The sequence below is a fragment of the Roseovarius tibetensis genome, from assembly GCF_050896375.1.
GTDB lineage: Bacteria > Pseudomonadota > Alphaproteobacteria > Rhodobacterales > Rhodobacteraceae > Roseovarius > Roseovarius tibetensis.
Window position 1 is genome coordinate 79,819 of the sequence record NZ_JBPBBB010000011.1, and the last position, 18,875, is coordinate 98,693.

At 65.9% G+C, this 18,875-nt stretch carries 19 protein-coding genes; 6 read left to right on the top strand and 13 right to left on the bottom strand.

Translation table 11 applies throughout. From position 1 onward, the window contains the following. Positions 1–112 precede the first annotated feature (112 nt). The 5 genes from ACROSR_RS09710 to ACROSR_RS09730 all read right to left on the bottom strand — a co-directional run bounded on the left by ACROSR_RS09710 (position 113) and on the right by ACROSR_RS09730 (position 5,881). Positions 113–682 carry a sarcosine oxidase subunit gamma gene (locus ACROSR_RS09710; RefSeq protein WP_432684469.1) on the bottom strand — a complete coding sequence of 190 codons (570 nt, stop codon included), beginning with the start codon at positions 680–682 and terminating at the stop codon, positions 113–115. Beyond that, positions 675–3,683, bottom strand: a complete 3,009-nt coding sequence (locus tag ACROSR_RS09715; RefSeq protein ID WP_432684471.1) for a sarcosine oxidase subunit alpha family protein — start codon at positions 3,681–3,683, stop codon at positions 675–677. The genes ACROSR_RS09710 and ACROSR_RS09715 overlap by 8 nt, the downstream gene beginning before the upstream one ends. A 61-nt stretch (positions 3,684–3,744) precedes the next feature. After that, on the bottom strand, positions 3,745–4,074 hold the full coding sequence (locus ACROSR_RS09720) for a sarcosine oxidase subunit delta (RefSeq protein ID WP_432684473.1): 330 nt from the start codon (positions 4,072–4,074) through the stop codon (positions 3,745–3,747). Then, a complete protein-coding gene (locus ACROSR_RS09725) occupies positions 4,068–4,637 on the bottom strand; it encodes a hypothetical protein (RefSeq protein ID WP_432684475.1) in 570 nt (189 codons plus the stop codon). The genes ACROSR_RS09720 and ACROSR_RS09725 overlap by 7 nt, the downstream gene beginning before the upstream one ends. Then, on the bottom strand, positions 4,637–5,881 hold the full coding sequence (locus ACROSR_RS09730; RefSeq protein ID WP_432684477.1) for a sarcosine oxidase subunit beta family protein: 1,245 nt from the start codon (positions 5,879–5,881) through the stop codon (positions 4,637–4,639). Before ACROSR_RS09730 ends, ACROSR_RS09725 begins: the two co-directional genes overlap by 1 nt. A 214-nt stretch (positions 5,882–6,095) precedes the next feature. Between ACROSR_RS09730 and ccmI the strand changes: the two genes are divergently transcribed. The 3 genes from ccmI to ACROSR_RS09745 are packed head-to-tail and all read left to right on the top strand — an operon-like array spanning position 6,096 to position 8,042. Further along, on the top strand, positions 6,096–7,337 hold the full coding sequence (ccmI, locus tag ACROSR_RS09735) for a c-type cytochrome biogenesis protein CcmI (protein ID WP_432684479.1): 1,242 nt from the start codon (positions 6,096–6,098) through the stop codon (positions 7,335–7,337). 53 nt (positions 7,338–7,390) lie between these two features. Further along, positions 7,391–7,816 (top strand): Holliday junction resolvase RuvX, encoded by a 426-nt coding sequence (gene ruvX, locus ACROSR_RS09740; RefSeq protein WP_432684536.1) that lies wholly within the window; start codon positions 7,391–7,393, stop codon positions 7,814–7,816. Beyond that, positions 7,806–8,042, top strand: coding sequence for a DUF1289 domain-containing protein (locus tag ACROSR_RS09745; protein ID WP_432684481.1), 237 nt, complete (start codon positions 7,806–7,808; stop codon positions 8,040–8,042). Before ruvX ends, ACROSR_RS09745 begins: the two co-directional genes overlap by 11 nt. Before the next feature lie 65 nt (positions 8,043–8,107). Here ACROSR_RS09745 and ACROSR_RS09750 read toward each other — a convergent pair whose 3' ends face one another. From ACROSR_RS09750 to ACROSR_RS09775, 6 genes are all read right to left on the bottom strand, one after another. Further along, entirely contained in the window at positions 8,108–8,887 is a 780-nt protein-coding gene (locus ACROSR_RS09750) for a DUF2189 domain-containing protein (RefSeq protein ID WP_432684483.1), read from the bottom strand. Between the two features lie 147 nt (positions 8,888–9,034). Then, positions 9,035–9,721: a ligase-associated DNA damage response endonuclease PdeM gene (gene pdeM / locus ACROSR_RS09755; RefSeq protein WP_432684538.1), complete on the bottom strand. Its 687-nt coding sequence runs from the start codon at positions 9,719–9,721 to the stop codon at positions 9,035–9,037. Between the two features lie 89 nt (positions 9,722–9,810). Continuing rightward, positions 9,811–12,246 (bottom strand): ligase-associated DNA damage response DEXH box helicase, encoded by a 2,436-nt coding sequence (locus ACROSR_RS09760; RefSeq protein WP_432684485.1) that lies wholly within the window; start codon positions 12,244–12,246, stop codon positions 9,811–9,813. A gap of 156 nt (positions 12,247–12,402) precedes the next feature. Next, on the bottom strand, positions 12,403–13,479 hold the full coding sequence (locus ACROSR_RS09765; RefSeq protein ID WP_432684487.1) for a 5-(carboxyamino)imidazole ribonucleotide synthase: 1,077 nt from the start codon (positions 13,477–13,479) through the stop codon (positions 12,403–12,405). Continuing rightward, positions 13,472–13,960: a 5-(carboxyamino)imidazole ribonucleotide mutase gene (purE, locus tag ACROSR_RS09770; protein WP_432684489.1), complete on the bottom strand. Its 489-nt coding sequence runs from the start codon at positions 13,958–13,960 to the stop codon at positions 13,472–13,474. The genes ACROSR_RS09765 and purE overlap by 8 nt, the downstream gene beginning before the upstream one ends. Positions 13,961–14,006: 46 nt before the next feature. After that, the gene (locus ACROSR_RS09775; protein ID WP_432684491.1) at positions 14,007–14,231 is read right to left on the bottom strand and encodes a YdcH family protein; all 225 of its coding nucleotides are present in this window, start codon (positions 14,229–14,231) and stop codon (positions 14,007–14,009) included. Between the two features lie 160 nt (positions 14,232–14,391). On the opposite strand from ACROSR_RS09775, the gene ACROSR_RS09780 reads away from it, so the two are divergent. Together ACROSR_RS09780 and ACROSR_RS09785 are read left to right on the top strand one after the other, a co-directional pair. Next, positions 14,392–14,805, top strand: coding sequence for an Hsp20 family protein (locus ACROSR_RS09780; protein ID WP_432684493.1), 414 nt, complete (start codon positions 14,392–14,394; stop codon positions 14,803–14,805). Positions 14,806–14,811: 6 nt separating this feature from the next. Next, complete coding sequence (locus ACROSR_RS09785; RefSeq protein ID WP_432684495.1) at positions 14,812–15,039, top strand: DUF1150 family protein; 228 nt, start codon at positions 14,812–14,814, stop codon at positions 15,037–15,039. A gap of 15 nt (positions 15,040–15,054) precedes the next feature. Here the strand turns inward: ACROSR_RS09785 and ACROSR_RS09790 are convergent, their stop codons facing one another. Continuing rightward, complete coding sequence (locus ACROSR_RS09790; protein WP_432684497.1) at positions 15,055–15,759, bottom strand: hypothetical protein; 705 nt, start codon at positions 15,757–15,759, stop codon at positions 15,055–15,057. Positions 15,760–15,785: 26 nt separating this feature from the next. Further along, complete coding sequence (locus tag ACROSR_RS09795) at positions 15,786–17,498, bottom strand: bifunctional sulfate adenylyltransferase/adenylylsulfate kinase (RefSeq protein WP_432684499.1); 1,713 nt, start codon at positions 17,496–17,498, stop codon at positions 15,786–15,788. 313 nt (positions 17,499–17,811) lie between these two features. On the opposite strand from ACROSR_RS09795, the gene ACROSR_RS09800 reads away from it, so the two are divergent. Further along, positions 17,812–18,864 (top strand): cytochrome-c peroxidase, encoded by a 1,053-nt coding sequence (locus ACROSR_RS09800; RefSeq protein ID WP_432684501.1) that lies wholly within the window; start codon positions 17,812–17,814, stop codon positions 18,862–18,864. The last annotated feature ends 11 nt before the right edge of the window (positions 18,865–18,875 follow it).

Here is an 18,875-nt window from a genome sequence, read left to right on the forward strand (position 1 = left end):
GTTGAAATCCTGTGCACCATACATGGTGGCCGGGTCCGGGAAAGGTCAACCCCGCGCGCCGGGGTTTTTCCGTCAGGCTTGGACGGCGCATGCCCGTATCCGGGCCACGCGATCAGCCGTAGACACCAACCTCGCCGCCCGGTTTTGCGGCGGTTTTCAGGATGTTGAAGGCGTAGTCCGAGACCGAGCGGAAGCAGATGACATGAAAGGTTCCGTCCATGTCCAGCCAGAACGCCGCCGCGATCTGGGCCATGCGTGTGCGACGGATCATGCCGGGGGTGAAGACGTCAGGGGACAGGTCCACCGGGCAAAGCTTGGCAAGGGATTCACGCGCGCCGGACCCTTCGACCCGGATATGGGCGCGCGCGTCCGAGACATCGACGGCGATAAAGTGATGCCCGGCAAGCGCATTCTCTATCGTGGCCATCCTGTCGGACACCGATGCATAGGCGCAGACCAGCAGCAATTCATCCGGCGCCATCCACAGCGCCGCAGTGCCGTCGCCGATGAGCGCCTCGCGTTGACCGGGAACAGCCACGCCCAAGCCCCGGTCCACGGCGTCGCGCACCGCGTCCGAGGCCAGATCGCCGCGCAGGGTGATCATCCCTGTCGGGCCGGCATCGCTGATCGTCGCCAGCCCCTCGTAGCGGGCGCCCTGAAGGGCGGTCACGGGTTCAGGCATTCAGTTTCTTCCCTTCCTTGTCGAAGAAGACGGCATCGACGATGCGCGCCTTGACGATGCCGCCATCGACGCGCGGAAATTCCAGCACCTCGCCCATGCGGTCGGGGCCGTGATGCACCAGCCCCATGGCGATGCCGCGCCCCAGCGTAGGCGAATGGTAGGTCGAGGTGACGCGGCCTTGCGTGTTGCGCTGGCCGTTGGCGTTATGGCCCGGCGCCGTGGCATAGGCCCCGTCGGGCAGCACCTCGCCGTCAAGCGTTTCCAGCCCCACCAGTTTCCAGCGATCGGGATCAGTCATGTGACTGCGGGCCTGCGCGCGCTTGCCCAGATAGTCGTCCTTCTTCTTCGAGATGGCCCAGTCGAGCCCAAGATCCTGCGGGATCACGGTGCCGTCGGTCTCGTCGCCAATCATGATGAACCCCTTTTCGGCGCGCATGACATGCATCGCCTCGGTGCCGTAGGGCATCACATCGTACTCCGCACCGGCCTCCATCAGCGCGTCCCACAAGGCGCGGCCATGGCTGGCGGGGACGGCCAGTTCGAACGACAGCTCGCCGGCGAAGGAAATGCGGAACACGCGAGCAGGGATGCCGGCGACGGTGATTTCCATCCAGCCCATGAAGGTGAGCGCATCGGCGCCGATATCGTCATCGGTGAGCTTTTCCAGAACCTTGCGGGCGTTCGGCCCGGCGACGCCCACCTGCGCATATTGCTCGGTCACGTTGGCGGTGTAGACCTGCCAGTCCCACCAGTCGCATTGCAGCCAGTCTTCCATATGCGCATGCACACGCTCGGCCCCGCCTGTGGTGGTGTGGCACAGGAAGGTCTGATCGTCGAGGCGGGCGACCACACCGTCATCCATCAGAAAGCCGTTCTCGGAACACATCAGGCCGTAGCGACAACGACCGGGTTTCAGGGTCGACATCATGTTGGTGTACAGCATGTCCATGAAGCGCCCCGCATCCGGCCCCTTGACGATGATCTTGCCAAGGGTCGAGGCGTCGATCAGCGCGAGGCTGGCCCGGGTCTGGCGGATCTCGCGGTTGACGGCCTCGCGGCGCGGCTCCTCTCCCTTCGGGAAGCAATAGGGGCGGCGCCAGTGGCCGACGGGTTCGAAATCCGCGCCGTTCGCCTCGTGCCATGCGTGGATCGGCGTCTTGCGGATCGGCTGGAAATTCTCGCCCGTCGCCTCGCCCGCGATCGCCGACAGCGAGATCGGCGTGTAGGGCGGGCGGAAGGTCGTGGTGCCGGTCTGCGGGATGGGCTGACCCAACGCGTCCGACAGGATCGCCAGACCGTTGATGTTGCTCAGCTTGCCCTGATCGGTCGCCATTCCGAGCGTGGTGTAGCGCTTGGCATGTTCGACGCTTTCGTAGCCCTCGCGCGCGGCAAGCTGGACATCGGCGACCTTCACGTCGTTCTGATAGTCGAGCCAGGCCTTGGACCGAAGCTCGATCCCCGCGCCCTGCGGCATGAGCCAGACAGGCTGCATCGGGGCCTCGGTCGACTGGCTGGCCGTGGGCGCGTCGCCGGTCGGGGTGTGCCCGGTGGCCTGCGCGGCCCCCTGCCCGGCGGCATGCGCGTCAGCCAGAACACCCGCGAGATCGGCGGCGCCGTTGGCCGCACCCGAAGCGATCACGACACCCGCGCCGTCGGCCCCGCGCGGCGGGTTGTCGGGGTCTGGGCGGAAATGCGCCCGGGCGTCGTCCCAGATCAGCTTGCCGCCGCAATGCGACCACAGATGCACCACTGGCGACCAGCCACCCGACATGGCGACCGCGTCGCAGGCGATCTCTTCCAGCACCGCGCCCTCGCCGGCCTGCGCGCAGATGCCGACGCCGGTGACGCGCTTGCCGCCCTTCACCTTGGCGATGCCCTTGCCGTTCTCTACGCGGATGCCAAGGGACCGCGCCTCGTCTGCCAGTGCGCCGCCGCCCTGCTGCCGCGCGTCGAGGATCGCGGGGATGTCGAGGCCCAGCTTTTTCAGCGTGAGGGCCGTGCGGTAGGCATCATCGTTGTTGGTCACGACCACCGTGCGGTCGCCCACGGAGACGCCGTAATCGACCGCGTAATCGCGCACCGCCGAGGCCAGCATCACACCCGGAATGTCGTTGCCGGCAAAGCTGAGCGGGCGCTCGATCGCTCCGGTCGCGGTGACGATCCGGCCCGCGCGGATGCGCCAGAGGCGGTGACGGGGCCCGTCGCTGCCGGGGGCATGATCGCTGACCCGCTCATAGCCCAGCAGGTAGCCGTGATCGTAGACGCCGGCCCCCATGCAGCGGGTGCGCAGGGTGACGTTGGGCATGGCGCGCAAGCGGTCGAGGGTGGCCTCGACCCAGTCCGCCACGGGCTGGCCGTCGATCTCGCCACCATCCACGGGGCTGCGGCCGCCCCAATGCGCGGTCTGTTCCATCAGCAGGACGCGCGCACCGGCCGCGCCCGCCGCCAGCGCCGATTGCAGCCCGGCCACGCCGCCGCCGATCACGGCCACGTCGCAGAAGTGGTAGAAATGCTCGTACCGATCTGGATCGCCGGCATTTGGCGCCTGTCCGAGACCGGCCGAGCGGCGGATGAACGGCTCGTAGACATGTTTCCAGAAGGGGCGCGGGTGGATGAACATCTTGTAGTAGAAGCCCGCGGGCAGGAAACGCCCGAGATAGCTGTTCACCGCGCCGATGTCATAGTCGAGGCTGGGCCAGTGGTTCTGCGACGTGCAGGTAAGGCCGTCGAAAAGCTCTGTCGTGGTGACGCGCTGATTGGGTTCCATCCGCGCGCCCTGCCCCAGATGCACCAGCGCGTTGGGTTCCTCGGCGCCGGAGGCCACGATGCCGCGCGGGCGGTGGTACTTGAACGACCGGCCGACCAGGGTCTGGCCGGACGCCAGCAGCGCCGAGGCGAGCGTGTCCCCCGGATGGCCCTTGAAGCGCTTGCCGTTGAAGGTGAATTCCAGAACGCGGCTGCGGTCCAGACGGCGGCCGGAAGTGGCGAGGCGTGTGCTCATGTCCGAAACCCCTTTACCCGTGGCGGGCGTGGCGGTTGAGTATTTATGGAAAGATGAAGCATCATGCGAAGCCCCGCCATGTCCAGCCGGGGCGCTTGGCGCTGACGGCGTCGCGGATGTGCTGCGGCGGCTCAAGGGTCTGGGCCGGATAGGTGCCGTAAACCTCGAGCGTCAGGGTATCGCGGGCCGCATGGAACCACTTGCCGCAGCCATAGACATGGCGCCAGCGTTCGAAATGGGGGCCCCTGGGGTTTTCCTTGGCAAAGAGGTAGGCGTGCAGGTCGTCATCCGAGGCGTCGGGGCCGGAGCGCACGAGATGCGCCTCGCCGCCCTGGTGAAACTCGGACTCCTCGGCGGTGACGCCGCAGCAGGGGCAGGTTAGGATCAGCATGTTGTTAACTCCCTAGCGTACCATGAGCAAAGGAACCAATCGCCTGCAGTTACCTGGAAAGTTCCAAGAACCACAAGAAAGCCTTCCAGAAATCTGTGTGGTCTGTGGGCCTGTGAAATATTGGCGAACGCGCGGTTCATATCTTCTGATTGCCCAAGATCAGCAGTCCTCTGAGTTCTTGTCTGTTTGTCATATATCTCTTGCGCAGCGATTTCCTGCGCGCGGGAATCCATCACCCTGAGAAAGAGATCGAAAAACTCTTTCTCAGTAACGGACTTAAACCGATTTGCTGCGACAAACTGAAAGAAAAAGCCCGCAACTAGCGTGACTGCACCCACTCTCTGAAAGAGTTCCGGCCATTTCGCGACGATGGCAAAACACGACAAGCCTAGCGACCCTACCACGATCAACGCAACCAACGGATGCTTGTACGCGACCCAAGGGATCGGTCGCCAGATACGTCTCCCGGTGAAAGCACGTAGCTCTTTTCCACCTTGCGTTCGGTTTACTATCACTTCCTCTCGCGTGAGAACATGTTGCCTCAGCTTCTGACGCCACTTCATCAATGCGCCACCCCCGCGGCGACGGACTCGTCGATGAAGCGGCCCTGATAGAAGCGGTCGAGGCCGAACTGGTCGCAGAGCGGCGAGTGGCCCTTGGCCATCAGCTCGGCAAAGCCCCAGCCGGAGCCGGGGATCGCCTTGAATCCGCCGGTGCCCCAGCCGCAATTGATGAACACGCCATCGACCGGGGTTTTCGACAGGATCGGCGAGCGGTCGCCGGTCATGTCCACGATGCCGCCCCATTGGCGCAGCATCTTGAGCCGGGCGACCATCGGGAAGGTTTCCACCAGTGCGCGGACGGTCTCCTCGATGTGGTGGAAAGAGCCCCTTTGCGTGTAGTTGTTGTAGCCGTCGGTGCCGCCGCCGATCACCATCTCGCCCTTGTCGGATTGCGACATGTAGCCGTGCACGGTGTTGGCCATCACCACGCTGTCCATGCAGGGCTTGATAGGCTCGCTGACCAGCGCCTGAAGAGCGACGGACTCGATCGGCAGGCGGAAGCCGGCCATCTCGGCCAGGTGCCCCGAATGGCCCGCCACGACGATGCCCAGCTTGTCGCAGGCGATGTCGCCGCGATTGGTCGTGACCCCGGTGACCTTGCCCCCGTCGCGGGTGATGCCCGTCACCTCGCATTTCTGGATGATGTGCATGCCCATGTCCGAGCAGGCCCGCGCATAGCCCCAGGCCACCGCATCGTGGCGCGCGGTACCCGCGCGCGCCTGCCACAACCCGCCGAGGACCGGGTAGCGCGGCCCGTCGAGGTTGATGATCGGCACGATCTCCTTGACGCGCTGCGGCGAGATGAATTCCGTCTGCACGCCCTGCAGGGCGTTGGCGTGGGCGGTGCGGGTATAGCCGCGCACCTCGGACTCGGTCTGGGCCAGCATGATGACGCCGCGCGGGGAATACATGATGTTGTAGTTGAGGTCCTGGCTCAGCGTCTCGTAGAGGCTGCGCGATTTTTCGTAGATCGCCGCCGAGGGGTCCTGCAGGTAGTTCGAGCGGATGATCGTGGTGTTGCGCCCGGTATTGCCGCCGCCCAGCCAGCCCTTTTCGAGAATCGCGACATTGGTGATGCCGAAATTCTTGCCGAGGTAATAGGCGGTGGCCAGCCCGTGACCCCCTGCGCCGATAATGATGACGTCGTATTTCTTCTTCGGCTCGGGCGAGGACCAGGCGCGCGGCCACCCCATGTGGTGGCGCAGGGCCTCTCGGGCGATGGCAAAGGCGGAGTAGTGTTTCATGCGCGCGCTCTCATCGGGGTGGATTCGCGGATGGCAGATCCCTGTGGTCGTCATGCGACGGCTGGCCCGGCAAGAGATTACCCGGCGCGGCGATTTGCGTCCCAATCGCGACATTGCGACATCGCGGCGCGCACTCCGCGCGGATCCCGGCGCAGATGCCTCTTTTTTCCACGCGCCGGGGCGGTTACACAGCAAACGTGGATGGGGAGACATCATGACGTTCTGGATCATCGTGGCAGCTCTGTCGATCGGGGTCGCGGCCGTTCTGGCGCTGACAGTGTTGCGCGGACGCGTGGGCGACGCGCCGCCCGCCGCCTATGACCTGCGGGTCTATCGCGACCAGTTGCGCGAGATCGAGCGCGACGCGACCCGCGGCGTGATCGGCCCCGAGGATGCCGAGCGGCTGCGCGCCGAGGTCTCGCGCAAGATCCTTGCGGCCGATGCGCAATTGCAGCAGGGCGGCGACAGCGGTGGACAGCCGCGTGCCCTTGGTGTCGTGGCCGCGGGGGTGATCGTGGCACTGATCGCGGGTGGTGGGGTCGCGCTTTACAGCTGGATCGGGGCGCCGGGATATCGCGACTTGCCGATGGCCACGCGGCTGGCCAATTCCGACACCGCGCGCGCGGAGCGGCTGGATCAGGACGCCGCCGAGGCGCGGTTCGCACCGCAGCAGCCCGATCTGCCGGACGGCACGGATGAAGAGTACATGGCGCTGGTCGAACGGCTGCGGCAGACCGTGGCGAAGCGGCCGGATGACCGGCGCGGGCTGCGGTTCCTGGTGCGCAGCGAGGCCGCGCTTGGCAACATGTCGGCCGCGCGCCGGGCGCAAGGACAACTGATCGAGGCCAAGGGCGAGGAAGCGACGGCAACCGATTACGCCACGTTGGCCGAGCTGATGATCAACGCCACCGGCGGGTATGTCTCGGCCGATGCCGAGACGGCCTTGCGCGAGGCCCTTGACCGCGAAGGGCGGCTGCCCACGGCGCGCTTCTATCTCGGGCTTTACATGGCGCAGGTCGACCGGCCCGATGCGGCCTTTCGCCTGTGGCGCGATCTGCTGGAGGAAAGCACGCCCGACGCGCCCTGGGTGGACCCCATCCGGTCGGGGATCGAGGATCTGGCGGCCCGCGCCGGGGTGCGCTACGAATTGCCGCCACGTCGTGCCGCGCCCGGTGCCCCCGGCCCCTCGGCCGGGGATGTCGAGGCCGCCGAGGACATGGACCCCGAAGCTCGGCAAGACATGATCCGCGGCATGGTCGCCCGGCTGTCGGACCGGTTGGCGACCGAAGGCGGCACCGCCGCGGACTGGGCGCGGCTGATCAACGCCTATGGCGTTCTGGGCGAGTCGGCACAGGCACGCCGGATCTGGGCCGAGGCGCAATCGGTGTTTGCCGAAAATCCCGAAGGTCTGGCGACGGTGCGCGCAGCGGCCGAGAATGCCGGCGTGGCCGAGTGATCTGCGACGACATCAGCGATCTTGTCGGGGCGCTGCCGCGGGCACGGGCGGTCATGGGCCTCGACCTGGGGACCAAGACAATCGGCGTGGCGCTGTCGGACCGGCTGTGGTCGGTGGCCAGCCCGCATGAGACGATCAAGCGGCGCAAGTTCACCCAGGATGCCGCGCGCCTGCTGCAGATCGCCACGGCGCGCGAGGTGGGCGGGCTGGTGTTGGGCCTGCCGCGCAACATGGATGGCAGCGAGGGGCCAAGATGTCAGTCCACCCGCGCCTTTGCCCGCAATCTTGCACGGCTGACCGACCTGCCCATCGGCTTCTGGGACGAGCGCCTGTCGACCGTCGCGGCAGAGCGCGCACTGCTGGAGGCGGATGCGTCACGAAAGCGTCGCGCCGAGGTGATCGACAGCGTCGCGGCAAGTTATATCCTGCAAGGGGTGCTGGACCGTATCCGGCATATGAGGGCAGAGCATGACGGATGAAACGCCATGGGCGCGCAACGAGGTGGAAAGCCCCTGCATCAAGGTGTGCGTCGTCCATCCCGAGGAGAGGATCTGCACGGGCTGCCTGCGGTCGATCGACGAGATCACGCGCTGGTCACAGATGACCCCGGGCGAGCGGCGCACCATCATGGCCGCCCTGCCCGACCGCGCGGTATTGCTGAAAAAGCGCCGGGGCGGGCGCGCGGCGCGGCTCGCCCGAGACTGACGGCGCGACAGGATGTGGACCGGGACGCCGACGCTGCGTCCCAACCGCACACAAGACGCGCGGGATCAGCCCCGTGGCGGCAGCGCCCGGCGATACAGGTGCCATGTCGCGTGCCCCAGAACCGGCAAGGCAATCAGCAGCCCGACAAAGATCGGGATCATCGACAGGAACAGCACGACGGCGATGAAGGCCGCCCATTGCAGCATGACCTCGCGGTTGATGCGCACGACCTCGGTGCTGGTGATCATCGCGGTGACGAAATCCACGTCACGATCCAGCAGCATCGGCAGGCTGATGACCGTGATCGTGAACAGCGCCAACGCGATCAGCAGCCCGACGATGGTGCCGACCACCATCATCGTGATTCCGTTGAAGGTCAGCAGCATGCCAAGCGTCTCTTCGGCGATGCGTCCCTGCGAAAAGAAGATCGCGAACATGCCGCGCGCGATGATCACCCAGAAACCGAAGATGATCAGCACGGTAACGGCCATCAGCGCCAGCTGGCCGTTCCCCCGCCCCTTGAGCGCGGTGAGCACGCTGGCCCATCCCACATCGAGTCCGGCCTCGCGGCGGCGGCTGACCTCGTAGATGCCGAGGGCCGCGAAGGGCGCGAAAAGCGGGAAACCGGCAGCGATGGCGATGAACCAGACCACCTGTCCGTTGGCGATCATCCCGAAATAAAGCGCCAACCCGCCCAGCATGTAGAAGGCGGCGAAGAACAGCCCGTAGATCGGCATAGCCTTGAAATCCGTCCATCCGGCGGCGAGGGCGGCGCGCAGATCCGCGCGTTCAAGGTGCGCGGGTTCCTGCGATAGGGTGATTTCGGCCTGTTCGGCAAGGGTCATTGGGACCTCCCTGAATGGTGCTGTGTGACGCGACGGGCCGCGCCGTGTGGCGGCGATGATAGCACAGATTCCCCGTCAGGGAATCGGCGATTTCGGGGGGGGACGACGGGCGCGTGACCCCGCCCGCACCGTCGCGTGGCCCGGTCGTCAGCCACGCCGCGCCGGGACGGTGTCGCGCGGCATCGGAACAGCGTGCAGGACGGGACCCGTCAGAACGGCCACCGCCTCGGGACGCATCAGGCGGGACAGCGTCGTATCGTCGCTGCGCAGCCCCCCGGTATAGGTGCCATAGGCGGGCAGGATCACCTTTTGGGCGTCGATCAAAAAGGCGGGGCGGCTAATGCGGCGTCCGCGCAGGTTCAACCGCGCCTTGGGATGATAATGCCCCGAGATCTCGCCGGTTGCGCCGGGCATCGCGATATGGCGGAAGACCAGTGGCGGTACGGGCAGGTCGAACCTGTGATCGCCGCCCAGATCCACCGGACCGGGATCGTGATTGCCCTCGATCCAGATCCAGTGCCGCCCGGCCTGAAGCGTCGCGATCCACAGCCGCTCGGTCTCCGGCAGGGCATGCGCCGCGGCAGTGTCGTCAAAACTGTCCCCCAGGCAGATCACGGTCGTGGCGCCCGTGCGGTGCAAATCAGCCTCGAGCCGGGTCAGCGTGTCGCGCGTCTCGTAGGGCGGCAAGGGCGCCGCACCGCGACGCGCGCCGCGTTCGGCCTTGCCGAGATGCAGGTCCGACACGCAAAGCAGATCCTGCGCGCGCCAGTAAAGCGCGCCCGAGGGCAGCGCCGTGAGCGCCGCGCCGGCGAGGGTGAAATCATGCCCGTCCATGGCCGCGGTGGTGGCGCGTGGCGCGACGATTGGCAAGGGGCATTAGCGGGGTGTCTTGGCACAGGCAGCAAGCCCGGGCCGCGCAGGGATCAGCCGCCCATGACTGCGCCCGCGTCGATCGCGTCGAGGCCTGCGGCCTGCATCAGCCGCGCGCTTTCCTCAGCCAGCAGGCGGTCTTGGGCCGCACCTTCGACCGGCATGCGCCCGGCCTCCAGGAACAGCGGCGCGGCCAGCGGGCTGACATGGGCCAACCGGCGCAGGGTGATGCGGCCCGCGACACGGGTAAGCATCTCCTCGATTCGGCCGAAATCCACCAGCCCGCGCATCGCCTCGGCGCGGGTGATGTCCAGCAGAAGGTGATCCGGGTCGTATTTCACCAGCGTGTCGTAAAGGATGTCGGATGAAAACGTCGCCTGCCGTCCGTTCTTGCGCGCGGCGGGTTGATTGCGCTGGATCAGCCCGGCGATGATGGCCGAGGCGCGGAAGGTGCGTTTCATCACCGCGTTGGACATCAGCCATTGGTCGAGCCCCGCGCGCAGCGCGTCAGGATCGAACAGCGGGGCGGCGTCGGTCAGCGGCTCCAGCCCCCAGATCAGCGTGGCGTAATCGGTGGCCACGAAGCCAAGCGGCGCAAGCCCCTGCTCCTCCATCCGCTTGGTGACCAGCAGGCCGAGGGTCTGCATCGCGTTGCGCCCGGCGAAGCCGTAGACGCAGACATGCTCGCGCCCCGCGTGGGGAAAGCTTTCGACCAGCAGCCGACCGGCCTGCGGCATCTGCGACATCCGGCGCTGCAGGTGCAGCCAGTCGCTGATGTGATCCGGCAGGTCGGGCCAGTCAGGCTGGTTGAGAATGGTCAGGATCCGGTCCGAAAGCTGCGTGGAATTGGCGAACTTGGTGCCCATGTAGGTGGCGATCTTGGGCGTGCGGCCGGGATCGCGGCTGACCTCGACGACCATCTCGCGCAAGGATTCGAACCGCACGATCTGCCCGCCCATCAAGAACGTGTCGCCCGGCGTCAGCGTCGCGGCAAAACCTTCCTCGATCTCGCCCAGTGGGGTGCCGCCGCGGCCGCGCTTCATGCGCACCTTCAGCGTGTCGGTGTCCTGGATCGTGCCGATATTCATCCGGATCAGGCGTGCGGCGCGCGGGTCGCGCAATTGCCACTGCCCGTCGGCGCGCTGTTGCAGGCGTTGCCAGCGATCGTAGGCGCGCAGGGCGTATCCCCCGGTGGCACAGAAATCGAGGCAGGCGTCGAATTGCGCACGGGTAAGCGTCGCATAGGCCCCCGTCGCGGCAACCTCGGCGTAAAGATCACCTGCGGCGAACGGCCCAGCGCAGGCGCGGATCAGGATATGCTGGCACAGCACGTCGCGCGGGCCGTCCCCACGCGGCGCACCGTCGAGATCGCGATCCTTGACGGCCTGCAGCGCGGCCTGACATTCGACCACCTCGAACCGGTTGGCGGGGACCAGCAGCGCCTTTGACGGCGCGTTGTAGCGATGATTGGCCCGCCCGATGCGTTGCACGAGGCGCTTGACGTTCTTCGGCGCACCGACCTGGATCACCAGATCCACGTCACCCCAGTCGAGCCCCAGGTCAAGGCTGCCGGTGCAGACGATGGCGCGCAGCTGGCCCGCGACCATCGCCGCCTCGACCCGCTCGCGCTGCTCGCGATCCAGGCTGCCGTGATGGATGCCGATGGGCAACGCGTCCGCGTTGGCCAGCCACAGGTTGTGAAAGAAGATCTCGGCCTGCGCGCGGGTATTGTGAAAGATCAGCGTGGTGCGATGCTGCCGCACCTGGTCAAGCACCGCGGGGATCGCATAGGCAGCCCCGCCACCGGCCCAGGGCTGGGCTTGGTCAGTGTTGAGCATGGCGATATCCGGCTCCGGGCCGGGATCGGCGTCGAGGATCGTGGGCACCTGCCCCGCCTGCCCCATGAACCGTGCGAGCGCGGGCGGGTCCTCGACCGTGGCCGACAGCCCGACGCGGCGCAGGCCGGGGCACAGCGCCTGCAACCGCGAGAGCGCCAGCATCAACTGGTCGCCGCGTTTCGATTCCGCCAGCGCGTGGATCTCGTCCACGACGACGCGCTTCAGCCCCCGGAAGATGCGCGGCGCATCCTCGTAGGAGATCATCAGCGCAAGGCTTTCGGGCGTGGTCAGCAGTATATGCGGCGGGTCGGCACGCTGCCGGCGCTTTTTATGGGCCGAGGTGTCGCCTGTGCGGTCCTCGATCCGCAGATCGAGCTCCATCTCGGTCACAGGCGCGGTCAGGTTGCGGCGGATGTCAGCCGCCAACGCCTTGAGCGGCGAGATATAAAGCGTGTGCAGCCCGGCATGGTCGTGGTCGGCCAGATCCGCGAGCGTCGGCAGGAACCCCGCCAGCGTCTTGCCGCCCCCCGTCGGCGCGATCAGCAGCGTCGCGGGATCGTCTGCATGGGCCAGCATGTCCGCCTGATGCGGATGCAACTGCCAGCCGCGGGCGGTGAACCATTGGTGAAGCGGGGCGGGCAGGCGATGCATGACATGTCACGTAGCGGGGCGCGCGAAGAATGCAAAGACGGGAATTCGGCGTGGCGCGGCCGCTCCGGGCGCCGGAATTTTCGAAAAATTCCGGACCGGAAAATTTCAAATTTTCCGGGCTCATCCAGCTGCCGACACGTAACTTGGGCCGCGGCGCTACCCCGGCCGGCCCGTCACGCGGTTGACGTGGCCCATCTTGCGGCCTGGCTTGATCTCGGCCTTGCCGTAAAGATGCAGTCCGGCGCGCGGGTCGCGCAGGATGTCGGGCAGCCGGTCCATGTCGTCCCCGATGAGATTTTCCATTACCACGTCGCTGTGCCGTGATCCGTCCCCTAGCGGCCAGCCCGCCACGGCGCGTACGTGCTGTTCGAACTGGTCGATGGCGCAGCCCGCCTGCGTCCAGTGGCCGGAATTGTGAACGCGTGGCGCGATCTCGTTCACGACAAGGCCCTTGGGCGTCACGAACAGCTCGACCCCCATGACGCCCACGTAGCGCAGCTTGTTGAGGATCTGACCGGCCAGCAGAACCGCATCGGTCCGCTGCGCCACGCTGAGGCGGGCGGGCACGGTCGTCGTACGCAGGATGCCGCCCTCGTGCACGTTCTCGCCGGGATCGAAACAGGCCACATCACCGGCGGCATTGCGCGCCGCGATGACCGATACCTCGTGGCTGAACTCGATGACACCTTCAAGGATCGCCGGCGCACCCTTCATGGCAGCCAGCGCCTTTTCGGCCGCGCCAGCCTTTTCGATCCGCACTTGGCCCTTGCCGTCATAGCCGAAGCGGCGCGTCTTGAGGATCGCGGGCAGGCCGATCTCGCCCACGGCCTCGGCCAGATCGACCTTGTCATCCACCGCCGCGAACGGGGCCGTGGCCAGCCCGAGTCCCGACAGGAACGCCTTTTCGGTAAGCCGGTCCTGGCTGACGCGGAGGGCCTTGCGACCGGGCCGGACGGGCTTCAGCGGTTCCAGCACATCCAGCGCCTCGGGCGGAATATTCTCGAACTCGTACGTGATGAGATCCACCGCCTCGGCAAAACGGTACAGCGCGTCCTGATCGGAATATGCCGCCTTGAAGTGGTAATTCGCCACGTGGCTCGCCGGGCAATCCCCGCCCGGATCGAAGATGCAGGTCTTGAAACCGAGCCGCGCCGCCGCGACCGACAGCATGCGGCCCAGCTGACCACCGCCCAGAATGCCCAGTGTCGCGCCTGTCGGGACGGGATCAGTCATCGACAGGCTCATCCGGGATCGAGGCCGACAGCGCAGTGCGCCAGTCATCGAGACGCTGCGCCAGATCCGCATCGGCATTGGCAAGTATCGCCGCGGCCATCAGCCCGGCATTGGCCGCCCCGGCCGCGCCTATCGCCATCGTCGCCACGGGAAAGCCGCGCGGCATCTGAACGATGGAATAGAGACTGTCGAGCCCGGACAACGCGCGGCTTTGCACCGGGACGCCGATCACCGGAAGGCGCGTTTTCGACGCCATCATGCCCGGCAGATGCGCGGCGCCGCCGGCGCCTGCGACAATGACCTGCAGCCCGCGCTCGACGGCGGTCCTGCCATAATCCCACAGACGGTCCGGCGTGCGATGCGCCGAGACGATGCGTGTCTCGTAGGCCACGTCCAATTCGTCGAGAACCTTGGCCGCCTCGCGCATGGTGGACCAGTCCGACTGGCTGCCCATGATGATCCCGATTTTCACACCTGTCATGTCACGCCCCTCGTTCTGGCGGGCGTCCTATACCGATCGGGTGGGCTCATGCAATGATGTCCGGGTACAGACGATCCTCGATCCGTGCGATCATGTCCCGCAGCCAGAGCTTCTTTTTCTTGAGCCGTTGCAGTGTCAGCGCATCGGCCGTGCGCCTGTCCTGCAGGGCCCGGATCGCCGCGTCGAGATCGCCGTGCTCGCGCCGGAATTCTTCCAGTTCCACGCGCAGCACGTCGTCGGGTTTCATCGATAGATCGCTGTAGGCGTTCATGGCGCGCGATTCGTCCCCATTGATTGATTGTCTAGGATACGCAATCCGCCGCCATTCGCAAAGCCCTTGCGCGGCGGCAGTTGCAGGCCCATGTTACCGATGCGGGTCGCCGTTACGGGGCCTTGCACAACGGACGGTCGCTTAGCATAAGGACATGTCGATGACAAAACTGACCATGGGATCGCACCCCTACATGCTGGGGTTCGAACAGCTTGAAAGGATGCTGGAACGCAGCGCCAAGTCAGGCAACGAGGGGTACCCGCCCTTCAATATCGAACAGACATCGCAGAATTCCTATCGGATCACGCTGGCCGTGGCCGGATTCGCGGAAGGCGATCTGTCGATCACCGTCGAGGACAGGCAACTGGTCATTCGCGGGCGCCAGCTTGACGACCGCACCGACCGCATCTACCTGCATCGCGGTATCGCGGCACGGCAGTTCCAACGGTCATTCGTGCTGGCCGACGGCGTCGAGGTCGGTGAGGCAATCATGGAAAACGGGCTGCTTCACGTGGATCTCACCCGCGCCCAACCAGAGCCGGTGGTTCAGAAAATCAAGATAAACAAGGGGTAAAAGGTCATGGAGGAATTTTACGATTTTGGCGAGTCCCACAGCCGGGCCATCGTCTATGTCCGACCCGTCGATGTGGCGGACCTGCCGGAAGATTTGCAAGAGCAGGTCGGCGATCTGACCACGCTTTACGCGGTGCACAGCGAAGAGGGCGAGCGTCTCGCGCTGGTGGACAACCGCAACCTTGCCTTTCAGGTCGCACGGCAGAACAACATGGACCCGGTCACGGTCCATTGACCGGGGTCCGCACCGTCATAGCGGGGGCCAGAGGCCGTAACGTGCGGTGATCTGCGCCACGCAAGCCATATTGGCGGCGTGGCGCCGCCGGCCATCAATTTCGGCGTCTTGCAGCGCGTGTTCGTCCGCAAATGCCAATCGCATCCCGTGCCGCGCGGTGTGGGACAAGCGGATGGAAATGCCCTGTCGCGCCATTTGTGCCGACAGCCACAGATCATCCACAGGCCAGCCTTCGACGGTGGGTGTGCAGTCGGGTCCGGTGAGCCAGCCGGGACGGACCAACACCCCGGCATAGCCTTGCGCGATATCACACAAGGTCGTATCAGGCGGCCGGTGGCTGCGACGCTTGAGCCGGTCAACGTCGAACCCGGCACCCGCGACGGCCTCGTGCGGCGCACCGCCGCGCAACAGGCCCGCCGCCCAGTCGGGAGGCATGATCCAGTCGTCATCGCAATAGATCAGACGGTCGATTCGCCCCGCAAGCGCGCGGGCAGCCGGTAACGCCTTGGTTGCCGGCCCGTCATCGCGCGCGGGGCGCAGAATCTCGACACCCTCCGGCAGCGCCGGCAGCGGCGCCGGATCAAACCGTGCGGGATGCTGCGGCAGGCACAGGATCACGCGCCACGGCGCCGGACGCTGCGCCAGCAGGCTGTGCAGCACCGGGCCAAGCCGATCGTAGCGCGGCGGGATCGACGTCAGCGATATGGCATACGACCCCATCAACCGCCCCACGCCGCGCCCGCGCGTCAGCCCGCGATCAGGCCCATCGATTCCAGCTTCAGGATGACCTGGTGCGCGCAGTTGTCGACATCGACATTCTCGGTCTCGACGCGCAGTTCGGGATCCTCGGGCACATCATAGGGATCGGAAATGCCCGTGAATTCCTTGATCTTGCCCTCGCGCGCCAGCTTGTAAAGACCCTTGCGGTCGCGGCGTTCGCATTCCTCGAGGCTGGTGGCGACATGCACCTCGACAAAGGCGCCGTAGCCCTCGATCTCTTCGCGCACCGCCCGACGGGTGGCCGCATAGGGGGCGATCGGCGCGCAGATGGCGATGCCGCCATTCTTGGAAATCTCGCTGGCGACATAGCCGATGCGGCGGATGTTGAGGTCGCGATGCTCCTTGGAAAAGCCCAGTTCGGATGACAGGTTCTTGCGCACCACGTCGCCGTCCAGAAGGGTCACGGGACGTCCGCCCATCTCCATCAGCTTGACCATCAGCGCGTTGGCGATTGTCGACTTGCCCGAGCCGGACAGCCCGGTGAAGAACACCGTGAACCCCTGCTTGGCGCGCGGCGGTCTTGTGCGGCGCAGCTCGGACACGACCTCGGGGAACGAGAACCAGTCGGGGATCTCCAGCCCCTCCTGCAGGCGGCGACGCAATTCTGTCCCCGAGATGTTGAGGATGGTGACGTCGTCGCGATCCTCGATCTCGTCCACGGCCTCGTATTGCGCGCGTTCCTGCACATAGACCATGTGTTTGAAATCGACCATCTCGATGCCGATCTCGTCCTTGTATTTGCGGAACAGCTCCTGCGCATCATAAGGGCCGTAGAAATCCTCGCCTTGCGAATTCTTGCCGGGTCCGGCGTGATCGCGGCCGACGATGAAATGCGTGCAGCCGTGGTTGCGGCGGATGATGCCGTGCCACACTGCCTCGCGCGGGCCGGCCATGCGCATCGCGAGGTTCAGCAGGCTCATCGTGGTGGTCGATTGCGGGTACTTGTCGAGCACCGCCTCGTAGCAGCGCACGCGGGTGAAATGATCCACGTCGCCCGGCTTGGTCATGCCCACGACGGGATGGATCAGCAGGTTCGCCTGCGCCTCTTTCGCCGCACGGAATGTCAGTTCCTGATGCGCGCGGTGCAGCGGGTTGCGCGTCTGGAAGGCCACCACGCGCCGCCAGCCAAGCTTGCGAAAGCGGGCGCGCATTTCGTTGGGCGTGTCGCGGCGGCCCCGGAAATCGTAATGCGTCGGCGGCTGGATACCGGTCACGGGTCCGCCCAGGTACACCGGACCGGCCGTGTTGTGCAGATAATTCACCGCCGGGTGTGCCACGTCATCGGCGCCGAATACCTGTTCGGCCTCTTGCGCCTTGTCGGGCATCCACCGGTCGGTCACCGTCATCGTCCCGAGGATCACACCCTCCTGGTCCCGCAGCGCGATGTCCTCGCCGATCTCGATACTGTCGGCAAAGGCCTGACTGACATCCAGGGTGATCGGCATCGGAAACAGCGTGCCATCGGTCAGCCGCAGCGTCTGCACCACGCTCTTGTAATCGGCCTCGGTCATGAAGCCCTTGAGCGGGTTGAACCCGCCATTCATCAAGAGTTCCAGATCGCAGATCTGCCTCAGGCTGAGATCCCAGCTTGTCAGGTCGCCCGCCTCGATCTTGAGCTTCTGGGCGCTTTCGTAGGACACGTAAAGTTCGGGGACGGGGGCGAGATTCGGCAAATGCATCTTGGTCCTCGGTTGAATTGCGAATGGGTCTGGCGTTGCGACGCTGCGCGATCACCCGCGCCATAGACCCTGCGCGACGACAGTTTCAAGCGTCCCACGACCAAATTGCCCGATTGCGACCGATATGGCGCAGTCGGGCCGGCGCAGGATCGCCACCGCGCGGCGGCGACAGGCGTTCAGGCGACGGCGGGCGGGGCCGCGCATGGTTTGAGATATATCAATGCGCGAGATCATGCAGCGGATAGACCCTGCGTGATCGCGCGCATGACGCCTGTCACGCCCGTGCAAGGTTCACAGCCAAAGGAGATCCCACATGACCTCGACACGACGCACCATTCTTTGCACCGCCGCAGTGCTGGCTCTTGGTCAGAGCGCCGCCGCGTCCGACCTGCGCGAGCAGGCGCAAGAGATGTTCCAACCCCTGCCCTCGACCATCCCCGCGCTCAACGACAACGTGTTGACCGAAGACAAGATCGACCTTGGCAAGGCGCTGTTCTTCGATCCGCGCATGTCGGCCTCTGGCGTGTTCTCGTGCAATTCGTGCCACAATCTCGCGACCGGGGGCGACGACAACATGGAAACCTCGATTGGCCATGCCTGGCAGCGCGGGCCGCGCAACTCGCCCACCGTGCTGAACGCGGTATTCAACGACGCCCAGTTCTGGGACGGGCGCGCCGAGGATCTGGCCGAGCAGGCCAAGGGCCCGGTGCAGGCCGGGGTCGAGATGGCCAACACGCCCGAGAACGTCATCGCCACGCTGACCTCGATGCCGCAATATGTCGAGTGGTTCGAGGCGTCGTTTCCCGACACCGACGACCCGGTGACCTTCGACAACTTTGCCAAGGCGATCGAGGCCTACGAGGCCACGCTGATCACGCCCGCGCCCTTCGACGCATGGCTGAACGGCGATGACGGCGCATTGACCCAGACGCAGAAGGAGGGGCTCGCGCTCTTCATGGAGAAGGGGTGTGCGTCGTGCCACAACGGGATCAACCTTGGCGGTAACGGATACTACCCGTTCGGCCTGATCGAAAAGCCGGGCGCGGATGTGCTGCCCGAGGATGATCGCGGCCGCTTCGAGGTGACCAAGACCGCCGACGATTCATATGTCTTCCGCGCGGCGCCCCTGCGCAACATCGACCAGACCGCGCCCTATTTCCATTCCGGCAAGGTCTGGAACCTGAATGTCGCGGTGCAGATCATGGGCCTGTCGCAACTCGGCGCGGAACTGAACGAGACCGAGACCGACAAGATCGTCGCCTTCCTCGGATCGCTGACCGGAGAGGTGCCGGAGGTGGTCTACCCGGTGCTTCCCGCCGAGACGCGCAACACCCCCCGCCCCTCGGGCGAGCTGCAGGCGCAGTGACAAAAATACCG

Coding starts and splice junctions, on each gene's coding strand:
- ACROSR_RS09720 (WP_432684473.1), bottom strand. CDS start 4,074: ATGCTGATCCTAACCTGCCCCTGCTGCGGCGTCACCGCCGAGGAGTCC.
- ACROSR_RS09785 (WP_432684495.1), top strand. CDS start 14,812: ATGGAGGAATTTTACGATTTTGGCGAGTCCCACAGCCGGGCCATCGTC.
- ACROSR_RS09710 (WP_432684469.1), bottom strand. CDS start 682: ATGCCTGAACCCGTGACCGCCCTTCAGGGCGCCCGCTACGAGGGGCTG.
- ACROSR_RS09780 (WP_432684493.1), top strand. CDS start 14,392: ATGACAAAACTGACCATGGGATCGCACCCCTACATGCTGGGGTTCGAA.
- ACROSR_RS09790 (WP_432684497.1), bottom strand. CDS start 15,759: ATGGGGTCGTATGCCATATCGCTGACGTCGATCCCGCCGCGCTACGAT.
- ACROSR_RS09800 (WP_432684501.1), top strand. CDS start 17,812: ATGACCTCGACACGACGCACCATTCTTTGCACCGCCGCAGTGCTGGCT.
- ACROSR_RS09760 (WP_432684485.1), bottom strand. CDS start 12,246: ATGCATCGCCTGCCCGCCCCGCTTCACCAATGGTTCACCGCCCGCGGC.
- ACROSR_RS09750 (WP_432684483.1), bottom strand. CDS start 8,887: ATGACCCTTGCCGAACAGGCCGAAATCACCCTATCGCAGGAACCCGCG.
- ACROSR_RS09795 (WP_432684499.1), bottom strand. CDS start 17,498: ATGCATTTGCCGAATCTCGCCCCCGTCCCCGAACTTTACGTGTCCTAC.
- purE (WP_432684489.1), bottom strand. CDS start 13,960: ATGACAGGTGTGAAAATCGGGATCATCATGGGCAGCCAGTCGGACTGG.
- ACROSR_RS09730 (WP_432684477.1), bottom strand. CDS start 5,881: ATGAAACACTACTCCGCCTTTGCCATCGCCCGAGAGGCCCTGCGCCAC.
- ACROSR_RS09715 (WP_432684471.1), bottom strand. CDS start 3,683: ATGAGCACACGCCTCGCCACTTCCGGCCGCCGTCTGGACCGCAGCCGC.
- pdeM (WP_432684538.1), bottom strand. CDS start 9,721: ATGGACGGGCATGATTTCACCCTCGCCGGCGCGGCGCTCACGGCGCTG.
- ccmI (WP_432684479.1), top strand. CDS start 6,096: ATGACGTTCTGGATCATCGTGGCAGCTCTGTCGATCGGGGTCGCGGCC.
- ACROSR_RS09725 (WP_432684475.1), bottom strand. CDS start 4,637: ATGAAGTGGCGTCAGAAGCTGAGGCAACATGTTCTCACGCGAGAGGAA.
- ACROSR_RS09775 (WP_432684491.1), bottom strand. CDS start 14,231: ATGAACGCCTACAGCGATCTATCGATGAAACCCGACGACGTGCTGCGC.
- ACROSR_RS09765 (WP_432684487.1), bottom strand. CDS start 13,479: ATGACTGATCCCGTCCCGACAGGCGCGACACTGGGCATTCTGGGCGGT.
- ruvX (WP_432684536.1), top strand. CDS start 7,391: ATGGGCCTCGACCTGGGGACCAAGACAATCGGCGTGGCGCTGTCGGAC.
- ACROSR_RS09745 (WP_432684481.1), top strand. CDS start 7,806: ATGACGGATGAAACGCCATGGGCGCGCAACGAGGTGGAAAGCCCCTGC.